The 15501-nt window shown below is 69.9% G+C and carries 12 protein-coding genes and 3 pseudogenes; 7 read left to right on the top strand and 8 right to left on the bottom strand.

What is annotated here, in order from left to right:
- Positions 1 to 12: 12 nt before the first annotated feature.
- Positions 13 to 1845 (bottom strand): AMP-dependent synthetase/ligase, encoded by a 1833-nt coding sequence (locus OG470_RS21760; protein ID WP_328414934.1) that lies wholly within the window; start codon positions 1843 to 1845, stop codon positions 13 to 15.
- A 150-nt stretch (positions 1846 to 1995) separates the two neighbouring features.
- On the opposite strand from OG470_RS21760, the pseudogene OG470_RS21755 reads away from it, so the two are divergent.
- From OG470_RS21755 to OG470_RS21745, 3 genes and pseudogenes are all read left to right on the top strand, one after another.
- Positions 1996 to 2714: pseudogene (locus OG470_RS21755) on the top strand (IS6 family transposase).
- 229 nt (positions 2715 to 2943) lie between these two features.
- A complete protein-coding gene (locus OG470_RS21750; protein ID WP_328414932.1) occupies positions 2944 to 3336 on the top strand; it encodes a hypothetical protein in 393 nt (130 codons plus the stop codon).
- Between the two features lie 4 nt (positions 3337 to 3340).
- Entirely contained in the window at positions 3341 to 3994 is a 654-nt protein-coding gene (locus tag OG470_RS21745; protein WP_328426530.1) for a glycoside hydrolase family 15 protein, read from the top strand.
- 283 nt (positions 3995 to 4277) lie between these two features.
- Here OG470_RS21745 and OG470_RS21740 read toward each other — a convergent pair whose 3' ends face one another.
- A complete protein-coding gene (locus OG470_RS21740; RefSeq protein WP_328414930.1) occupies positions 4278 to 4748 on the bottom strand; it encodes a hypothetical protein in 471 nt (156 codons plus the stop codon).
- Positions 4749 to 4828: 80 nt separating this feature from the next.
- On the opposite strand from OG470_RS21740, the gene OG470_RS21735 reads away from it, so the two are divergent.
- The 3 genes from OG470_RS21735 (at position 4829) to recD2 (ending at position 9620) form a co-directional block, all read left to right on the top strand.
- Positions 4829 to 5032: a hypothetical protein gene (locus OG470_RS21735; RefSeq protein WP_328414928.1), complete on the top strand. Its 204-nt coding sequence runs from the start codon at positions 4829 to 4831 to the stop codon at positions 5030 to 5032.
- Positions 5033 to 5306: 274 nt separating this feature from the next.
- On the top strand, positions 5307 to 6443 hold the full coding sequence (locus OG470_RS21730) for a hypothetical protein (protein WP_328414926.1): 1137 nt from the start codon (positions 5307 to 5309) through the stop codon (positions 6441 to 6443).
- Between the two features lie 963 nt (positions 6444 to 7406).
- Positions 7407 to 9620, top strand: a complete 2214-nt coding sequence (gene recD2 / locus OG470_RS21720) for an SF1B family DNA helicase RecD2 (RefSeq protein ID WP_328426528.1) — start codon at positions 7407 to 7409, stop codon at positions 9618 to 9620.
- Positions 9621 to 10028: 408 nt separating this feature from the next.
- On the opposite strand, the pseudogene OG470_RS21715 reads toward recD2, so the two are convergent.
- Together OG470_RS21715 and OG470_RS21710 are read right to left on the bottom strand one after the other, a co-directional pair.
- Positions 10029 to 10490: pseudogene (locus tag OG470_RS21715) on the bottom strand (DUF2716 domain-containing protein).
- A 282-nt stretch (positions 10491 to 10772) separates the two neighbouring features.
- The gene (locus OG470_RS21710) at positions 10773 to 11045 is read right to left on the bottom strand and encodes a hypothetical protein (RefSeq protein ID WP_328414924.1); all 273 of its coding nucleotides are present in this window, start codon (positions 11043 to 11045) and stop codon (positions 10773 to 10775) included.
- 10 nt (positions 11046 to 11055) lie between these two features.
- Between OG470_RS21710 and OG470_RS21705 the strand changes: the two are divergent.
- Positions 11056 to 11339: pseudogene (locus tag OG470_RS21705) on the top strand (DDE-type integrase/transposase/recombinase); the annotation flags it as partial.
- 118 nt (positions 11340 to 11457) lie between these two features.
- On the opposite strand, the gene OG470_RS21700 reads toward OG470_RS21705, so the two are convergent.
- The 4 genes from OG470_RS21700 to OG470_RS21685 are packed head-to-tail and all read right to left on the bottom strand — an operon-like array spanning position 11458 to position 15492.
- The gene (locus tag OG470_RS21700; protein WP_328414922.1) at positions 11458 to 12237 is read right to left on the bottom strand and encodes a triose-phosphate isomerase; all 780 of its coding nucleotides are present in this window, start codon (positions 12235 to 12237) and stop codon (positions 11458 to 11460) included.
- A 28-nt stretch (positions 12238 to 12265) separates the two neighbouring features.
- Positions 12266 to 13192, bottom strand: coding sequence for a ribokinase (rbsK, locus tag OG470_RS21695; protein WP_328414920.1), 927 nt, complete (start codon positions 13190 to 13192; stop codon positions 12266 to 12268).
- A gap of 12 nt (positions 13193 to 13204) precedes the next feature.
- Positions 13205 to 13675: a ribose-5-phosphate isomerase gene (locus tag OG470_RS21690; protein ID WP_328414918.1), complete on the bottom strand. Its 471-nt coding sequence runs from the start codon at positions 13673 to 13675 to the stop codon at positions 13205 to 13207.
- Positions 13676 to 13734: 59 nt separating this feature from the next.
- On the bottom strand, positions 13735 to 15492 hold the full coding sequence (locus OG470_RS21685) for a dihydroxyacetone kinase family protein (RefSeq protein WP_328414916.1): 1758 nt from the start codon (positions 15490 to 15492) through the stop codon (positions 13735 to 13737).
- Between the last annotated feature and the right edge of the window lie 9 nt (positions 15493 to 15501).

The raw sequence follows: 15501 nt of genomic DNA, 5'->3' as shown, positions 1-15501 counted from the left end.
GTGGTGGCGGGGTCAGTGGCCGCGGTAGAGGGCGTCGATGTCGGCGGTGTAGCGTGACTGAACCGCCTCTCGTTTGATCTTGAGGGTGGGGGTGAGTTCGCCGTCGGCTTCGGTGAGGTCTCGGGGCAGGATGCGGAAGGTCTTGACCTGTTCCGCCCGGGACACCGTCTCGTTGGCCTGGTCGACGGCTTCCTGGATCTGCTCGCGCAGCTCGGCGTTGTCTCGCTGGTCCGTCAGGGACGCGCGGGGGTAGCCATGGGTGTCGCTCCAGCGTTCCCACGCCTGCGGGTCGATGGTGACCAGCGCGGCGACATACGGCCGGTCGTCGCCGACGAGCATGCACTGACTGATCAGGGGATGCGCGCGAATGCTCTCCTCGATGGGGGCGGGGGCGAGGTTGGTGCCCGCCGCCGTCACGATGATCTCTTTCGTGCGGCCGGTGATGCGCAGGAAGCCGTCGTCGTCGAGGCTGCCCAGGTCCCCGGTGCGCAGCCACCCGTCGTCGGTGAATGTCGCCGCGGTGGCGTCAGGGTTGTTCCAATAGCCGGGGAACACCACCTCGCCGCGTGCGAGGACCTCCCTGTCGTCGGCGATGCGGATCTCCACGCCGGGTATCGGGCGGCCGACCGTACCGATCCGCATCGCGGACGGCAGGTTCAGCGTCAACGCCGGTGACGTCTCGGTCAGCCCGTATCCTTCCAGCGCTGTCAGCCCGGCGCCGCGGAAGAAATGCCCGAGCCGCTCCCCCAGCGGGGCGCCGCCGACGATCGCGGTGCGGCAGCGTCCGCCCAGCGTGGCCCGCAGTTTCCGGTAGGCGATTACGTCGAACACCACGTGCGCCAGCCGCAGCAGTACTCCTGGACCCTTTGGCGTGTCCATGGCGCGGCTGTAGCGCACGGCCACGGTGTCCGCGACCGTGAACAGCCGTTCCTGGTGCGCGTCGGCGGCCTTCTGCCGTGCCTGGGTGTGCATCTTCTCGAAAACCCTCGGCACGGCGAGGATGAAGGTGGGGCGGTGCTGCCGTAGTTGCTCGAGTACGCCGGTCATGTCGGCGCTGTGCACCAGGGTGGCGCGGGCGTGCACCATGCCGACCTGGATGAGCCGGGCGAACGCATGCGCCAACGGCAGGAACAGCACCGTCGACGCCCCCGGATGCAACAGCTCCGGCAGCACGGCGGTGGCGTTGGTGATGTCGCAGTAGATGTTGCGGTGCGTCAGCACACAGCCCTTCGGCCGGCCGGTCGTGCCACTGGTGTAGACAATCGTCGCCACATCGCTGCCCGAGACCGCCGTGCGGCGGGCGTCGACCTGAGCGTCGTCGACGGCGCGACCCCGACCGGCCAGCGCGATCAGGTCCCCGGCGTCGATCCGCCATACCTGGCGTACCGCGGGCAGGTCATCACGCAGGCCGGCGAGCATCGCGGCGTGCTTGTCGGCCTCCACCACACATCCCACCGCACCGGAGTCAGCCAGAATCCATTCCATCTGCTCCGGGCTGGACGTGTCGTAGATCGGGACGGTGACCGCCCCGATCGACCACAACGCGTAATCGACGAGGGTCCATTCGTAGCGGGTGCGGCTCATCAACCCCACCCGGTCACCGTGCCCGATCCCTGCGGCGAGCAGGCCCCGTGCGAGGGAAAGCACGTCGTCGCGGAACTGCGCGCACGTCACCGGCACGCCCCCGCCCCGCACAGATCGCGGGGCCGGCCAGGACCGGGGAACCGGATGCGGGCGCACGAACTGCACACCTTCGGGATCCTGGCGCGCGTTGTCCCACACCATGTCCGCCAGGCCCGCCGACGTGGCGCCGGTGACCACCGGCGCTACCACCACCTCCTGCACGTCCGTCCACCCCCTCCACCCACCGACGCCCGGACGGCAACCGAAGCAGCTACGCGGTCATGATGACGCGACCGGCTGCCGCCAGGACGGTGAACGACGAAACGGCGCTGTTGCGTTGCCGGTGGCCAGGGGTCGAGGCAGGCTTGGCGGGTGAAGCTATCGAGCCGTCGTCGCCCTTGGTCGCCACCGACGTCGGCGTTCACCGGGTTCCGTTTCCCCTCCGAGGTGATCGTCGTCGCGGTCCGGTGGTACCTGCGCTACAACCTGTCCTACCGAGACGTGGAAGAACTGCTCATCGAACGCGGAGTTGAGGTTGACCACGTCACCGTGTTCCGGTGGGTGCAACGGTTCACCCCGCTGTTGGCCGATGCCGCCCGGTTCGCCCGTCACTCGCCCGGTGATCGGTGGTTTGTCGACGAGACCTACGTCAGGGTCAACGGCGTGTGGCGCTACGTCTACCGCGCGATCGACCAACACGGGCAGGTAATTGACGTGCTCGTCTCGGCTCCCGAGATGCCGCCGCGGCCCGGCGGTTCTTCCAACGTGCACTGCGGATGCTGAAGGTGACGCCCAGCGAAGTCGTCACCGACGCCGCCCCGGTCTACCCCGCCGTGCTCGACGACCTCATCCCCTCGGCCCGGCACCACCTCGAGCAGCACGCCAACAATCCGATCGAGGCCGATCACAGCCAACTCAAACACCGGCTACGACCCATGCGCGGGCTCCGGACCGACCAGACCGCACAAGTGATCATCGCCGGACACGCCTTCATGCAAAACATACGACGCGGACACTACGAACTCGGACTCGACAGTCAGCCCAAGCTCCGAGTCGCTACGGCGTTCAGTGAGCTCGCCCAGGTGATCTGACCGCCGGACCCGATCCGGCCTGACGGCATCTCCCGATCAGACAACGCAACGGACCCTCGCCCATGCGCTCGACAATGAGCAGCGTCAGACTCTGGCCGCTTGGTGCAGGGGTGATTCCGCCGGTAGGCAAGGTCCGTCTGCACGTCAACGGGAGCAGGGCCAGGCGCGATTTGGCACTCGTCAGGCGATCTCCGCACCGCCGGGGTGATCTTTCAGTAAAATTTCAGGAGTGGACGGCGATTCGAACACTCGGCTTGAGCGCATTCTCGGCGTACCGCTCGCGCAGGATGCGGTGCGCCAGTGGCCGCAGTCTGGCGAGCTGATCCGGGGACGGGCGCGAATAGCGGAAGTGGAGTCACACTTCGTCGGGCTGCGGCTCGGCGTCGGCATGCGGCACCCCTGCGGAGACACCTTGGTCGTCGAGTGGAGCAACGATTATGGTGACGGCCGGATCTACCGCAACGTCTCGATCGCCGAGCTGCGCAATGGCGAGGCGATCCGGGTGACCGACTACTGGGGCGAGCCGTTCACCGCGCCCGAGTGGCGGCAAGCGCTAGGCGAGAAACTGGACCTGCGAGGCAGCGACGTGTGGCCAACATCCGACGACCTAACCGTCAGCTGACGCGCTGAGTCGATCCCCGAAGGTCATCGACATCGCGACCTACCTCGGCGTCACCGAGGAGGCCGTGCTGGAAGGGCTGGAGGGCGCCCGCGCCTACCGAGCAACCTCGCTGTCCACCCCGGTCGGCACCGCCACCACCACCGAACTCGCCGACACCCTCGGCGCCGACGACCACGACTACGAGCTGGTCGAATTACCCGTCGCCCTCGCGCCCGCGCTGGCCACGCTGGAGCAGGGCTGGAACGAGCGGGTTGGGGCCTTCACGGACGCCTTCGGGTCGGACGAGTTGGACGCCTCGGTGCTGTTGATGCCGCTGGTGAACTTCCTCCCGGCCACCGATGGGCGGATGCGGGCGACGATCGAGGCCATCGAGCGGGAACTCGCCACCGACGGCGTCGTCCGGCGCTCGGCGAACGAACCCGCAGGCTTCGTGTGGTGCTCGTTTTGGCTGGTGGGGTGCCTGGTGCTCGCCGGCGACAACCAACGAGCGACGGAGCTCTTCGAGCGCACCTGCACCAAGGCCAACGACCTCGGCATCTTCGCCGAGCAGATCGACCTGGTGATGGGTGAATACCTGGGCAATACGCCCCAGGCGCTGTCGCACATAGGCCAGATCATCACCGCCGCCCGGCTCACTGACCCGACCATCCGCTTTTGATCAACTCGGGGCGTGGCACGCGCAAGCCGGCACCTCACCACCCTCGCCCTGGCAGCCCTCACCGGCCGCACTCGACTCCGTGGCGCTGCTGGTAGATGGTGGGGTCGAAGCGTCGGTGGCCGGCGAGTCGCGAGCTGACCGTGGCAGTGAGCGCGCGTGGGATCCACCAGCCGACGCGCGCACCGGCTCCAGCGCAGGCCGTAGTCGCGCGTCAAGGTCGGGCTCGTGATAACCGAAGTTCGAGGGCGGCCTCGGGTCGGACTTAATCGGCCCAGCCTTACGGTCACCCACGGCCCGGCCTGGCAGCCCAAAAGCGGACCCGGAACCGTTCCACGTCCATGATGGGGATGGGGTGGTCCGGTTGGGCCTCGATCCGGCGCAGTTCGGCACGCCCGGTGACACTGACCTGAGCGTGGTAGCGGCCCGGCGGCCCGAGGGTCAGAATCGAGCTGGCCTGGAACTCCAACATGCCGGAGACGTGCACGGTGCCGTCGCTCAGGGCCAGGGTCACCTGCTGCTGAGCGTCCACGTCCCACCGGTCGTCGGGCGGGACGGCGGCCCACGACTCGAGCACCACCCGGGCACGGTGGTAGGAGCCGGAGGCGCTCAACAGGTACAGGACGTCGTCGCTGGCGTAGCAAAGCGCGCTGGCCCTGGCGGGCAGGTCCAGGAACTCGGCAGCCACACCCGCGACGATGATGACGCGGTGATCTGGCGCCAGCAGCGCCTCGACGCTGCCCAGTGGTTCAGTCATCGTCCCTCGCATTGGTTGCGGGGTCGGACGAACCGCCGGCCCCGCAACCGTAAGTGTCTCGTCAGGGCGCCGTGCTGGCGATGACGCTGTGGCGCCATGCCTCGAATGCTCGCCGCAAGCTCACGAACGCTGGGGTGCAGATCGGGATGGATTACCCGAAATCGCCTCGCCGCATCGACAGTGTGATGGCCGCGGTGCTCAGTTTCGAGGCGCGCGGCGACGCGATCGCCGCCAACGTGAAGCCGCGCCGGCGCAAGGCGTACGCCGCGAAGCGGATCCGGTAAATGCCGGACGCCGCCCGTTGCGGGGGATACGGGCGGCGCCGGCATCGGGCCGCGACCCGAACGCGGACCGAGGTTTGGACGGAAGGCCCGGGGTCGTTGCCCTCGGCGTTCACTGCCTCGGGCGGCCGGGTGCAGAAGTCCTTCGGACCCCGACCTTCCGCGTGGTGAAGAGTATCGGCGCCCGCTGACACTCGGGCGCCGATTATGGCGGATTTAATCCGCTAATAAGCCGTCGATTAGCCATAGCCGATCGCGCACCGAGGAGGTGCGCGGCGTGCCGATCGACGTGGAGCAGCGCAACTCTCCCGGCTGGTGGATGAAGCGGCTGGTCTTCCAGCTCAACGACCGGAACCGGCGCCAGCGGCTGTGGAAGCTGCACAACTACTACGCCGGATCGCCGCCGATGCCCGAGGGCGCGGAGGCGGCCCGGGAGTCCTTCGAGGCGTTGCACAGCCGGTGGAACTTCGCCGAGCTGATCACCTCGGCCGGGTCGGAGCGGATGACCCCGGTCGGGTTCCGCACCGCGCGGGACGCCGACGTCACCGGCGACGCCGAGGCCGCGGCGGTCTGGGAGCGGGCCGGCCTGTCGGTGGTGGCCTCGGATACCCACAACAAGATGCTCTGGCTGCACGAGTCTTACGTCATCGTCGGCGAACTGGACGACGAGACCGGCGCCCCGCTGATCACCGCGGAGGACCCGCGGACGATGGTGGGCGAGGCCGACCCGGGCAACCCGTCGCGGCTGCGCGCGGCGATCAAGGTGCTGCACGACGACGCCGACGAACAGGACAGGATCTACCCCTACCTGCCCGGCGAGGTCGTGGTCGCCTCCCGCAAGCAGCGCACCCGACGATGGGCGGCCACCCCGGACGCGTTGCCGATGCTGAGCAGCGGCCTGGGCATCCACTTCGACCCGCGCGGCTGCGACATCGACGAGAATTGCAGCGGCCGGCTGGTACCCGGCTGCCCGGCGTCCAGCGCGACGCGCCAGTCCCCAGCCGAGCCGGTCAGCCAGGCCGGCGGGTCGATGGCCAGGTCCACGCCGCCGACCGCCCGCGCTTCTCCATGCCGGTCAGCATTTCCGGCTCGGCGAGCCGGGCAACAGGGCGTTGATCTCCGCCGCATCGGCGCGCTCGTCCGACATGTCGGTCTGGTGGCTGCCTCGGCCGCCGCATGCCTGATTGGTGGTGATCCCGGTCACCTCCGCCGTCCGGCCATTGGCGGTCGCGCATGGCGGGCGGCAGGGTCGGGGGTCGACGTCGTCGCGCCAGCTCAGTCGTCCCAGCAGGTCAGGAGTGTTCGTTGCCCGCCCACCGGCGTCCCCGCCCACCCCGTTCGGCCGCGCTGCCCGTCGCGACCGGAGCCCTCGCCGCCCTGCTGGTCGGCGGAGCGGGCCTCGGCTTCGCGCTGATCGGAGACGCCGAGGCTGACTCCGGCGGCGCCGTACAGGCGCGGGCCGCCGACGCGCCGGACCTCCGGCCGGCACCGGCCACCCCCACGCCGGATCTCCCGGCGACGCCCAGTGCGGACGTCGTCTCCGGTCCGTCTCCCACCGACATCGCACCACCGACCGTTCCGGTGGCCCAGACCGAGTCGCTGCGCCAGCCGACCGCCGACCCGGCGACTCCGCGCTCGGCGACCAGCGCACCGAAGCCGACGGCCACGAGCCCGGCCACCAGGCCACCGACCACGAAGCCGACGGTGCGTCCGACGCCCGGATCGACCGGCGCCCCCTCGTTGCCGCCGCCCACCGCCACTCCCAGCCCGTCCGGCAGCCCCACCCCGGCCCCGTCCACACCTGGTCCGACCCCGTCGGGCGGCACGCCGGGGCCGAGCAGCCCGGCGCCCAGCGGCTCCCCGTCCACCGACCCGGCGTCGCCACCGGCAAGCCCCACAGGTACGACGACACCGGTCACCTCCTGACGGTCGCCGCCGTCGGAGCAGGCCGGAGCCCACGCGCTTGAGGTAGTCCGGCCGTGAAATCGCGGCGTCCCGGATGGCATTACCAAACGTCCGGCGACCGCCGCGGCCTGATCGCGTGCGGTCAAGGCCAGTGCCAGCGGTGATCGCAGGCATCGCTGATGTGAGAGTTGATCACCAAGTGATCGCGTCTACCGTGAGCCACACTGCCGCAGGGTCGCTTGCCCAGGGACCTTCCGGAAGCCAGGCGCCCGGTCGCGGCGCGGGTGAGGTCGAGGCCGACAGCAGGGCGATCCGCCAGCGGCTGGCGACCGATTCCGTTCCTGCGGAGGCGAAGCGCCACATCCTGGACCTGTTGCGGTACCTCGCCCACCGCGTATGGCGAGCGGACCGACCGCCGCAGGCAGTCCCGCCGACCGGGGCGGGTGGCGGGGCGGATCGGGCAGCCGGCACGATGGTTGCCGTGACCGCCGCCGCCCGTGTGCCGCTTGCCACGCTGGACGCGGTGCTGGAGCGGCTGACGTATGTCAACGAGGAGACGGGCTACACCGTGGCCCGGGTGGCTACCGACCGCAGCAGCGACCTGTTGACCGTGGTGGGGTCGTTGTTGGGGGCGCAGCCTGGGGAGAGCCTGCGGTTGTCGGGGTGGTGGTCGTCGCATCCGAAGTACGGCCGGCAGTTCGAGGTCGACTCGTACACCACGGTCCTGCCGGCCACGATCCAGGGCATCCAGCGCTACCTCGGCTCCGGCCTGGTCAAAGGTATCGGGCCGGTGTTCGCCGAGCGGATCGTGGCCCACTTCGGCCTGGACACCCTGCAGGTGATCGAGGAGGAACCCGCCCGGCTGGTCGAGGTGCCCGGGCTGGGGCCGAAACGCACCGCGAAGATCACCGCGGCGTGGGAGGAGCAGCAAGCCATCAAAGAGGTGATGGTCTTCCTGCAAGGCGTCGGGGTGTCGACGTCCCTAGGAGTGCGGATCTTCAAGCAGTACGGCGACGCTTCCATCGGCGTGGTCACGAAGGAGCCGTACCGGCTGGCCGCGGACGTGTGGGGCATCGGGTTCAAGACCGCCGACACCATCGCCCAAGCCGTCGGGATCCCCCACGACAGCCCCCAGCGGGTCATGGCCGGGCTGCAGTACACCCTGTCCGAGGCCACCGACAGCGGCCACTGCTTCCTGCCTGCCACGCAGCTCGTCGCCGACGCCACGAAGATCCTCGACGTGCCCGGCGACCTCGTCACCCGCTGCCTCGACGACCTCGCCGCCGACGAGGGCGTCGTCCGCGAGACGCTGCCCGGCCCGGACGGGGAGCCGGTGCAGGCGGTGTATCTGGTGCCGTTCCACCGCGCCGAGCAGTCCCTCGCTGGCTCCCTGCTGCGCCTGCTCAACGACCGGGCCGACCGGCTGCCCCACTTCGCCGGCGTTGCGTGGGGCAAGGCCCTCGCGTGGTTGAAGGTGCGCACCGGCGCCGACCTGGCCCCGGAGCAGGAACAGGCCGTCCGCCTGGCGCTGACGTCGAAGGTGGCGGTGCTGACGGGCGGGCCGGGCTGCGGCAAGAGCTTCACCGTCCGCTCGATCGTCGAACTCGCCGCCGCTAAGAAAGCCAAGGTCACCCTCGTCGCCCCGACCGGCCGCGCCGCCAAACGACTGTCCGAGCTCACCGGGCACCCCGCGGCCACCGTGCACCGGCTGCTGCAACTACGCCCCGGCGGCGACGCCTCCTACGACCGGGACAACCCCCTCGACGTGGATCTGCTCGTCGTCGACGAGGCCTCCATGCTCGACCTGATTCTGGCCAACAAACTCGTCAAAGCTATTCCGCCCGGCGCGCACCTACTGCTGGTCGGTGACGTCGACCAACTCCCCTCCGTCGGCGCCGGAGAGGTCCTGCGCGACCTACTCGCCGCCCCCGCGATCCCGCGGGTGCGGTTGACGCAGATCTTCCGCCAGGCCGCCCAGTCCGGCGTCGTCACCAACGCCCACCGCATCAACGCCGGCCGCTCACCCCTCCTGGAAGGCCTGTCGGATTTCTTCCTGTTCGCCTGCGACGACACCGACGCCACCGCCGCTCTGACCGTCGACGTCGCATGCACCCGCATCCCCGCAAAGTTCGGGCTCGACCCGCGCCGGGACGTTCAGGTCCTCACCCCCATGCACCGCGGCCCCGCCGGCGCCGGCGCACTCAACACCCTGCTCCAGCAGCGCCTCACCCCGCACCGCGAGGGCCAGCCGGAGCGGCGAATGGGTGGGCGGGTGTTCCGCATCGGCGACAAGGTCACCCAGATTCGCAACAACTACGACAAGGGCCAGGCTGGTGTCTTCAACGGCACCCTCGGCATCGTCACCGCCCTCTCCCCAGACGAACAGACCCTCACGGTGCGCACTGACGAGGACGAAAGCATCGACTACGACTTCGACGAACTCGACGAACTCGCCCACGCCTACGCCATGACCATCCACCGATCCCAGGGCTCCGAATACCCCGCAGTGGTCATCCCCCTCACCACGAGCGCCTGGATGATGCTGCAACGCAACCTGCTCTACACCGCCGTCACCCGCGCCAAGAAACTCGTCGTCCTCATCGGCTCGCGGCGGGCTCTCGCCGCCGCCGTGCGCACCGTCGGCGCCGGCCGCCGCCACACCGCCCTCGACCACCGGCTCACCTGACAGCTAATCGAACCGGCAGCCGGTCGACGGACGGGACGCTGAGGTCGCCGAGCACCTGGGCGCGAGCAGGGCGAAGGCGGCAAAGCGATCGGGCACGCAGCGGGCACGAAGCCCCGGAAGGCGGAACAGCGATCGTTGATCAAGGCGTTGACCTGGTGCCCCCGGCAGGATTCGAACCTGCGACACACGGTTTAGAAAGTGTGGACACGCCCGGGAGTCGCGGGGCAGTGACCTGGCTTGACCTGCGTCGCCATGCCGGCACCCACGCCCAGAAGCTGACCGCCGTTGACCCTCGACTCCCGCGCCAACGGCCACGCAACGGGCACGCCACTCCCCTGCCTTGCAAAGATCACCGGTATGAACGCTTGACCGGCAACCAGTTGGTGAGCAGAGGTTCCAGCTTCGGCCTCAGGCGGGGGCGGAAGATGCAGAGGGTCTGCTCCCACGGTGGCCGAAGGTGCCTTCGGTCATGTCCTCCGTGAGGAAGGCGTAGTAGTCCCCGTCCGGAAACACCTCGACCGGCCACGCCCGCCTCGCCGGCCACACCTGGTCGTCGCCGGTGGCCTCTCGGTGGGGCCAGAACCATTAACTGGGATGTTGCCAATCCAGCACGAGGATCCGCTCGGAGTCGGGAAAGGCCTGCGTCATGGCCAGTAGCGCGAGGGCGTTGACCGCCGCTCGGCCCGCCGCGAACGTAGGGCGCGGGCTGGTGAACAGTGGGCCGAGGTCGATGGTTACCGAGGGCTGGGGCTCGACGATCGCGGGACCCGGTTCGGTGTAGCGAGGAGAAAAGTCGAACCTGGCCTGAAACGGTGCCCAAAAGTCCTCGTAGCGCTCGCTTGAGATCTCTTCCCACGCGGGTGCTATCACCAGAGCAACTTACCCCGGTGCGGATTTCCTCGTCGGGCAGTCGCAGACCGTCCAGGCTCCCCGGGCGGGGACAAGGTGGAGCGCCCGACCGGACGAGTCTCAATGGCGTTCGTCAAGACCGACGTGGCGACCGAGGGATTGTGAGATCAAAATGCGCCCCGCCGCCCTGGCACGTGGGGGTCTAGCAGCGGAAATGCTTCCGACATCTCACACCACTCCCCCGCTGTGCGTCGACCTCTTGCCGACTAGATACGGACCGCTCGGTCAAGGGGCGGCTGACGGCTACTCCTCCACCGGCAAGTAGGCGTCCCATTCCGCGTAGTGGATTACGGCGGCGCACGCCTCGGCTGGGCTTGGTGTTCGGCCACCGCGCCACGCCGACCAGACCTCAAGCACCTCACGCGCCAGGCTGACTTCAAGCAGGTAGTCAGGCCGCTGGTTCTCATCGTCCACCACAGCCTCGGCGCGCGCCTCCGGGGACCAGGGTCGGCCGGCGTAGATCGTCGCCTCATCGGGGAGCTGGTCTAGGCGCTCCACCAAGTCGATCAACCGCATACTCACACCCACCGACGCCGCGCCGGTCTACCGCAGAGTGCTCGACGAGCTGATCCCGCAGGCGTGGCACCACGTCGAGCAGTACGCGAACAACCCGATCGAGGCCGACCACAGCCAGCTCAAACACCGGTTGAGACCGATGCGCGGACTACGAACCGACAGGACAACGCAGGTGATCATCGCTGGACACGCCTTATGCAGAACCTACGACGTGGCCACTACGAACTCGCCGTCGATGCCCCGCCGGCAACGCGGGTGTCGACGGCGTTTGCTGAGCTCGCCCAGGCGATCTGACCTCGGCCCCCCCGGGGGACAACGCGTTCATCGATCCGGCAACGCAACAGGACCCCAGCGGATTTAGCGATCGCGGCGAGGGGCCACCAGTGGCAGGCGATTGGCGGCCGCGAAGCGCCTACGCGGCAGCGACCTCGACGTGCCGACTTCCGATCGCGAGCAGTTGCAGCAATCCGTCGACACCCCAGGCGGCCCGGCCGACGAAGAGCCCGTCCGCGGGCGTGTCACGCAGCAGGAGGGCGGCATTGTCGAGGTCGACGCCCCCCCCATACAGCAGGGCGTGGCATCCGCCTCCGTCGCTGAGACGGCGGACCTCTTCGGCGATCAGGTCCATGACAGGCGCGACCTGCTCGGGGGTCGCAGGTGTTCCGCGAGCGCCGATGGCCCACACCGGCTCGTACGCGATCAGCGCTCCTCCGATCTCGTCGGGACGCAGCAGGGACAGGGCCACCCGTACCTGCTCGGTGACGAACCGCTCCGCGCGACCGGCCGCGCGGACCGACCGCGGCTCACCGACGCAGATCAGCGGCAGCAGGCCCAGGTCGACGGCCGCGCGGGCCCTGCGCGCCACGGTCTCATCGGTTTCCCCGAACTGCTCCCGCCGTTCGGAGTGGCCCATTTCGACGACTTGGGCGCCCGCGTCGGCGACCATGCGCATGGAGATCTCGCCCGTGCAAGCCCCCTCCTTTGCCCAGTGCGCGTTCTGTGCGCCGAGCATCACGGGCGCGCCGGCGAGCTGGTCGCGGACGGCCGCGAGACTGGTGTGCGGCGGCAGGATGAAGGGTTGCACTCCCTGGGGCAGCGGCGCCTCGGCCAGTGCCGCGGCCAGCCGCCGGGCGTAGTCGCGGCTCTCCCCGATGGTCTTGTTCATCTTCCAGCTCGTACCGATCCAGAGCATGGTCGACAGACCCCTTCCTCGTCAGTGCTCAGGCGAGCGGGTGGCTGGCGAGGAACGCCTCCACCTCGTCGCGGCTCGGCATAGCGGACTGCGTGCCCTGGCGGGTCACCGCCACCGCGGCGGCGGCGTTGGCAAAGCGGAGGGCATCCGCTGGGGGGCGACGTGCGGCGAGGGCCATCGTGAGCGCGGCGACGAAGCAGTCACCCGCTCCGGTGGTGTCGACCGGACGCACCGGGAAGCCCGCGGCGGTGACGCGTTCGTCGCCGCGCAGCATCAGGGCGCCGTCGGCACCGAGCGTGACCACGACTGCAGCGGCGCCGCGGCCGCACAGGTGGACGGCCGCCGCCTCCACATCGGTACGGTCGGACAGCTCCCGCGCTTCGTGCTCATTGACGACGAGTACGTCCACGAGTGCCAGCAGTTCGTCGGGCAGGGGCCGCGCCGGCGCCGCATTGAGCACGACGAGTGCCCCGCACGCCGCTCCGCGGCTTAGAGCCGCCTCCACTGCCGACATCGGAATCTCGAGCTGCGCGAGCAGCACGTCGCACCCGTCGATCGCCCCGCCGCCAGCCGGCACGGCTGCCTTGTCCACGCTGTCGTTCGCGCCCGGCACGACCACGATGGCGTTGTCACCGTTGGCATCCACCATGACCAGGGCGAGTCCCGTCGGCTCGTGGGCGTCGACGGCGACATGGCGGGCCGACACGCCGGCTGCGGCCAGCTCATCCAGCATCCTCCGGCCGTCGGCATCGTTCCCGACGGCGCCGACCATGTCGACCGTTGCGCCCAGCCGGGCGAGCGCCACAGCCTGGTTCGCGCCCTTGCCGCCGGCCGACCGACGCACCGCGGTGGCCTGCAGCGTCTGCCCGACCGGCGGGATTCGGGGCACCTCGGTGACGAGATCGGCGTTCAGGCTGCCCACCACGACAGCGCGGACACCGGCCCGGTCACCCACGATCGCCGTCCTTCACGCCTCGGTTCCGGACTCGTACTCGCTGATGGCGGCGACCTTTTCTGCCGAGGCGGATCCGGGGTCGAAGCGGTAGCCCAGCCACTCCTTCGCCAGCCGGCGGGCGACCTCCAAGCCGACCACCCGCTCGCCCATGCAAAGCACCTGCGCATTGTTGCTCAGCACCGCCCGCTCCACGGAGTAGCTGTCGTGGGCGGTCACTGCTCGGATTCCGGGGATCTTGTTCGCGGTGATCGCCACTCCGAGGCCGGTGCCGCAGATGAGCAGGGCCCGGTCGGCCCTTCCCTCGGCGATGAGCCGGGCCGCCGCCGCGGCAACGTGCGGGTAGTGGGTGTCCTCGTCCTGGTCGACGCCGAGGTCGATGACCTCGCTCACCCGGTCGTCGGCCCGCAGGTCCGCCGTCAGTTGCGTCTTGTAGCGCGCACCGGCGTCATCGCTGCCGAGCACAATACGTAGCTTGTCAGACATTGCCTTCTCCTTGCTTGTCACTGCTGCGCCGCAGCCGACGGCAGCCGTCCCGCCCTGTTTCAGTGCCCGTCTCCAAGTACGTCTGCGACCGCACGCAGGCACAGCGCCATCGACACCGCGCCGGGGTCCGGGGTGCCGAGGCTGCGCTCGGCCAGCGGGCGGGCCCTGCCCACCTGCGGCCGTAGCGAGGCCGTCGCCTCGGCGGCACGCTCCGCCTCCCGGGCGGCCTCCGCCCATGCCGTGGCCAGTGGTTCACCCGCAGCCACCGCGGTAGAAAGCCACTCGGTGAAGGGCAGCAGCGCGTCGAGCATCGTCTTGTCGCCGGGCTTGGCGCCGCCGGTGCTGATAAGGCTGAGGTACCCGTCACGCACGCCGGCCGCCACGGTCGCCTCGTCAGGTCGTCCGGCATCGCCGACGCGTCGGCCCATCGCCGCGATCGCCGCGCCCCACAGCACCCCCGACGTCCCGCCCGCCTTGGACGCCCACGCATCGCCTGCGGCGATGAGAAGGGAACCCGGGCCGGCTCCAGCGTCGAGGGTATGGCGTGCGGCCTGTACGGCGGCCGCGCTCCCCCGGACCATTCCCCGGCCGTGGTCCCCGTCTCCGGCGACGGCGTCGAGGCGGCCAAGTTCCTCCTCGGCCTCGCCCACGGCGTGCGCCATCGCCTCTAGGGCGGTGAGGGCGGTGGCCGCACATCTAAGGGCCGCCTCGTCGGCGGGCCGCTCCGAACGGTCCGGCACGATAGCCGGATCCCGCTCGCCGGCGATGGCGGTCGTCGCATCGGACGCGCGGCGGCGCTCGCCGGTCGCCCCGGCCACCGTTCCGGCCCCTTTCCGGTACGCCGGGGTGTCGGCCGGAGCGGACCATAGCCGCTCCAGTTCGTCGTCGAGCCACATCAGGGTTAGCGAGCAGCCCGCCATGTCAAGGCTGGTGACGAGCTCCCCCACCTCGGGTTCGACAACGTCGAGTCCGGCCTCGCGCAGCAGCCGGCTCACCGTGGCCCAGAGGATGAAGAGTTCCTCGTACTTTGTGCGGCCCAGCCCGTTCAGGATCGCCGTGACTCTCGTCCCGGCACCGTCCGGCTGCTCGGCGAGCACCCCGTTGACAAGCGTCCGGGCGAGGTCCGCCGCCCGGGGCAGTGCCTCGTCGGCGATGCCGGGCTCGCCGTGGATGCCGAGACCGAGCCCCATCCGGCCGGGCTCCACCATGAACAGCGGCTCCCGCGCGCCCGGCATCGTGCACCCGTCGAACGCGACGCCGAGGGTACGCGTGCGGCCGTTGGCGTGTTCCGCCACGCGTACGACGCCGTCAAGGTCGTAGCCCTCCTCGGCTGCCGCGGAGGCCACCTTGAACACCGTGAAGTCGCCCGCGATGCCCCGCCGCCGGGACCGTTCCGTCGCCGGGGCGCTGGCCACGTCGTCGGTGACGAGCACGTACCGCGCTTCGATCCCCTCGGCGGCGAGCCGCTGCACCGCCTGGTTGAAGTTCATCACGTCACCGGCGTAGTTGCCGGTGCTGAACACCACGCCGGCACCGCCGTCGGCGCCACGCCCAACCGACGCCGCATCGGCCGCCGATGGGGAGGTGAAAACGTTGCCGACGACAGCGCCATCGGCGAAGCCTGGCCCGACGATGCCGCAGAACGCGGGATAGTGGCCGGAGCCGCCGCCCACCACGACCGCCACCTTGCCGGGCCGGGTGGTGGTGGCCCGAACCACCCCGCCCGGCACCCCCGTCACGTACCGGGCGTTGGCGTCGAGGAAGCCCACCAGCATGTCGTCGGTGAAGTTCGCGGGGTCGTCGAAGATGCGGGTCATCTGCACTCC

This window comes from Micromonospora sp. NBC_00389, from assembly GCF_036059255.1.
In the GTDB taxonomy this organism is placed as follows: Bacteria; Actinomycetota; Actinomycetes; order Mycobacteriales; family Micromonosporaceae; genus Micromonospora.
This window is presented reverse-complemented; position numbering and strand designations above follow the sequence as displayed.

What these genes read in the sequence shown, in the direction of transcription:
- OG470_RS21685 (WP_328414916.1), bottom strand. Translation starts at nt 15,492, where the DNA reads ATGACCCGCATCTTCGACGACCCCGCGAACTTCACCGACGACATGCTG.
- recD2 (WP_328426528.1), top strand. Translation starts at nt 7,407, where the DNA reads ATGGTTGCCGTGACCGCCGCCGCCCGTGTGCCGCTTGCCACGCTGGAC.
- OG470_RS21710 (WP_328414924.1), bottom strand. Translation starts at nt 11,045, where the DNA reads ATGCGGTTGATCGACTTGGTGGAGCGCCTAGACCAGCTCCCCGATGAG.
- OG470_RS21690 (WP_328414918.1), bottom strand. Translation starts at nt 13,675, where the DNA reads ATGTCTGACAAGCTACGTATTGTGCTCGGCAGCGATGACGCCGGTGCG.
- OG470_RS21735 (WP_328414928.1), top strand. Translation starts at nt 4,829, where the DNA reads ATGACGCTGTGGCGCCATGCCTCGAATGCTCGCCGCAAGCTCACGAAC.
- OG470_RS21740 (WP_328414930.1), bottom strand. Translation starts at nt 4,748, where the DNA reads ATGACTGAACCACTGGGCAGCGTCGAGGCGCTGCTGGCGCCAGATCAC.
- OG470_RS21700 (WP_328414922.1), bottom strand. Translation starts at nt 12,237, where the DNA reads ATGCTCTGGATCGGTACGAGCTGGAAGATGAACAAGACCATCGGGGAG.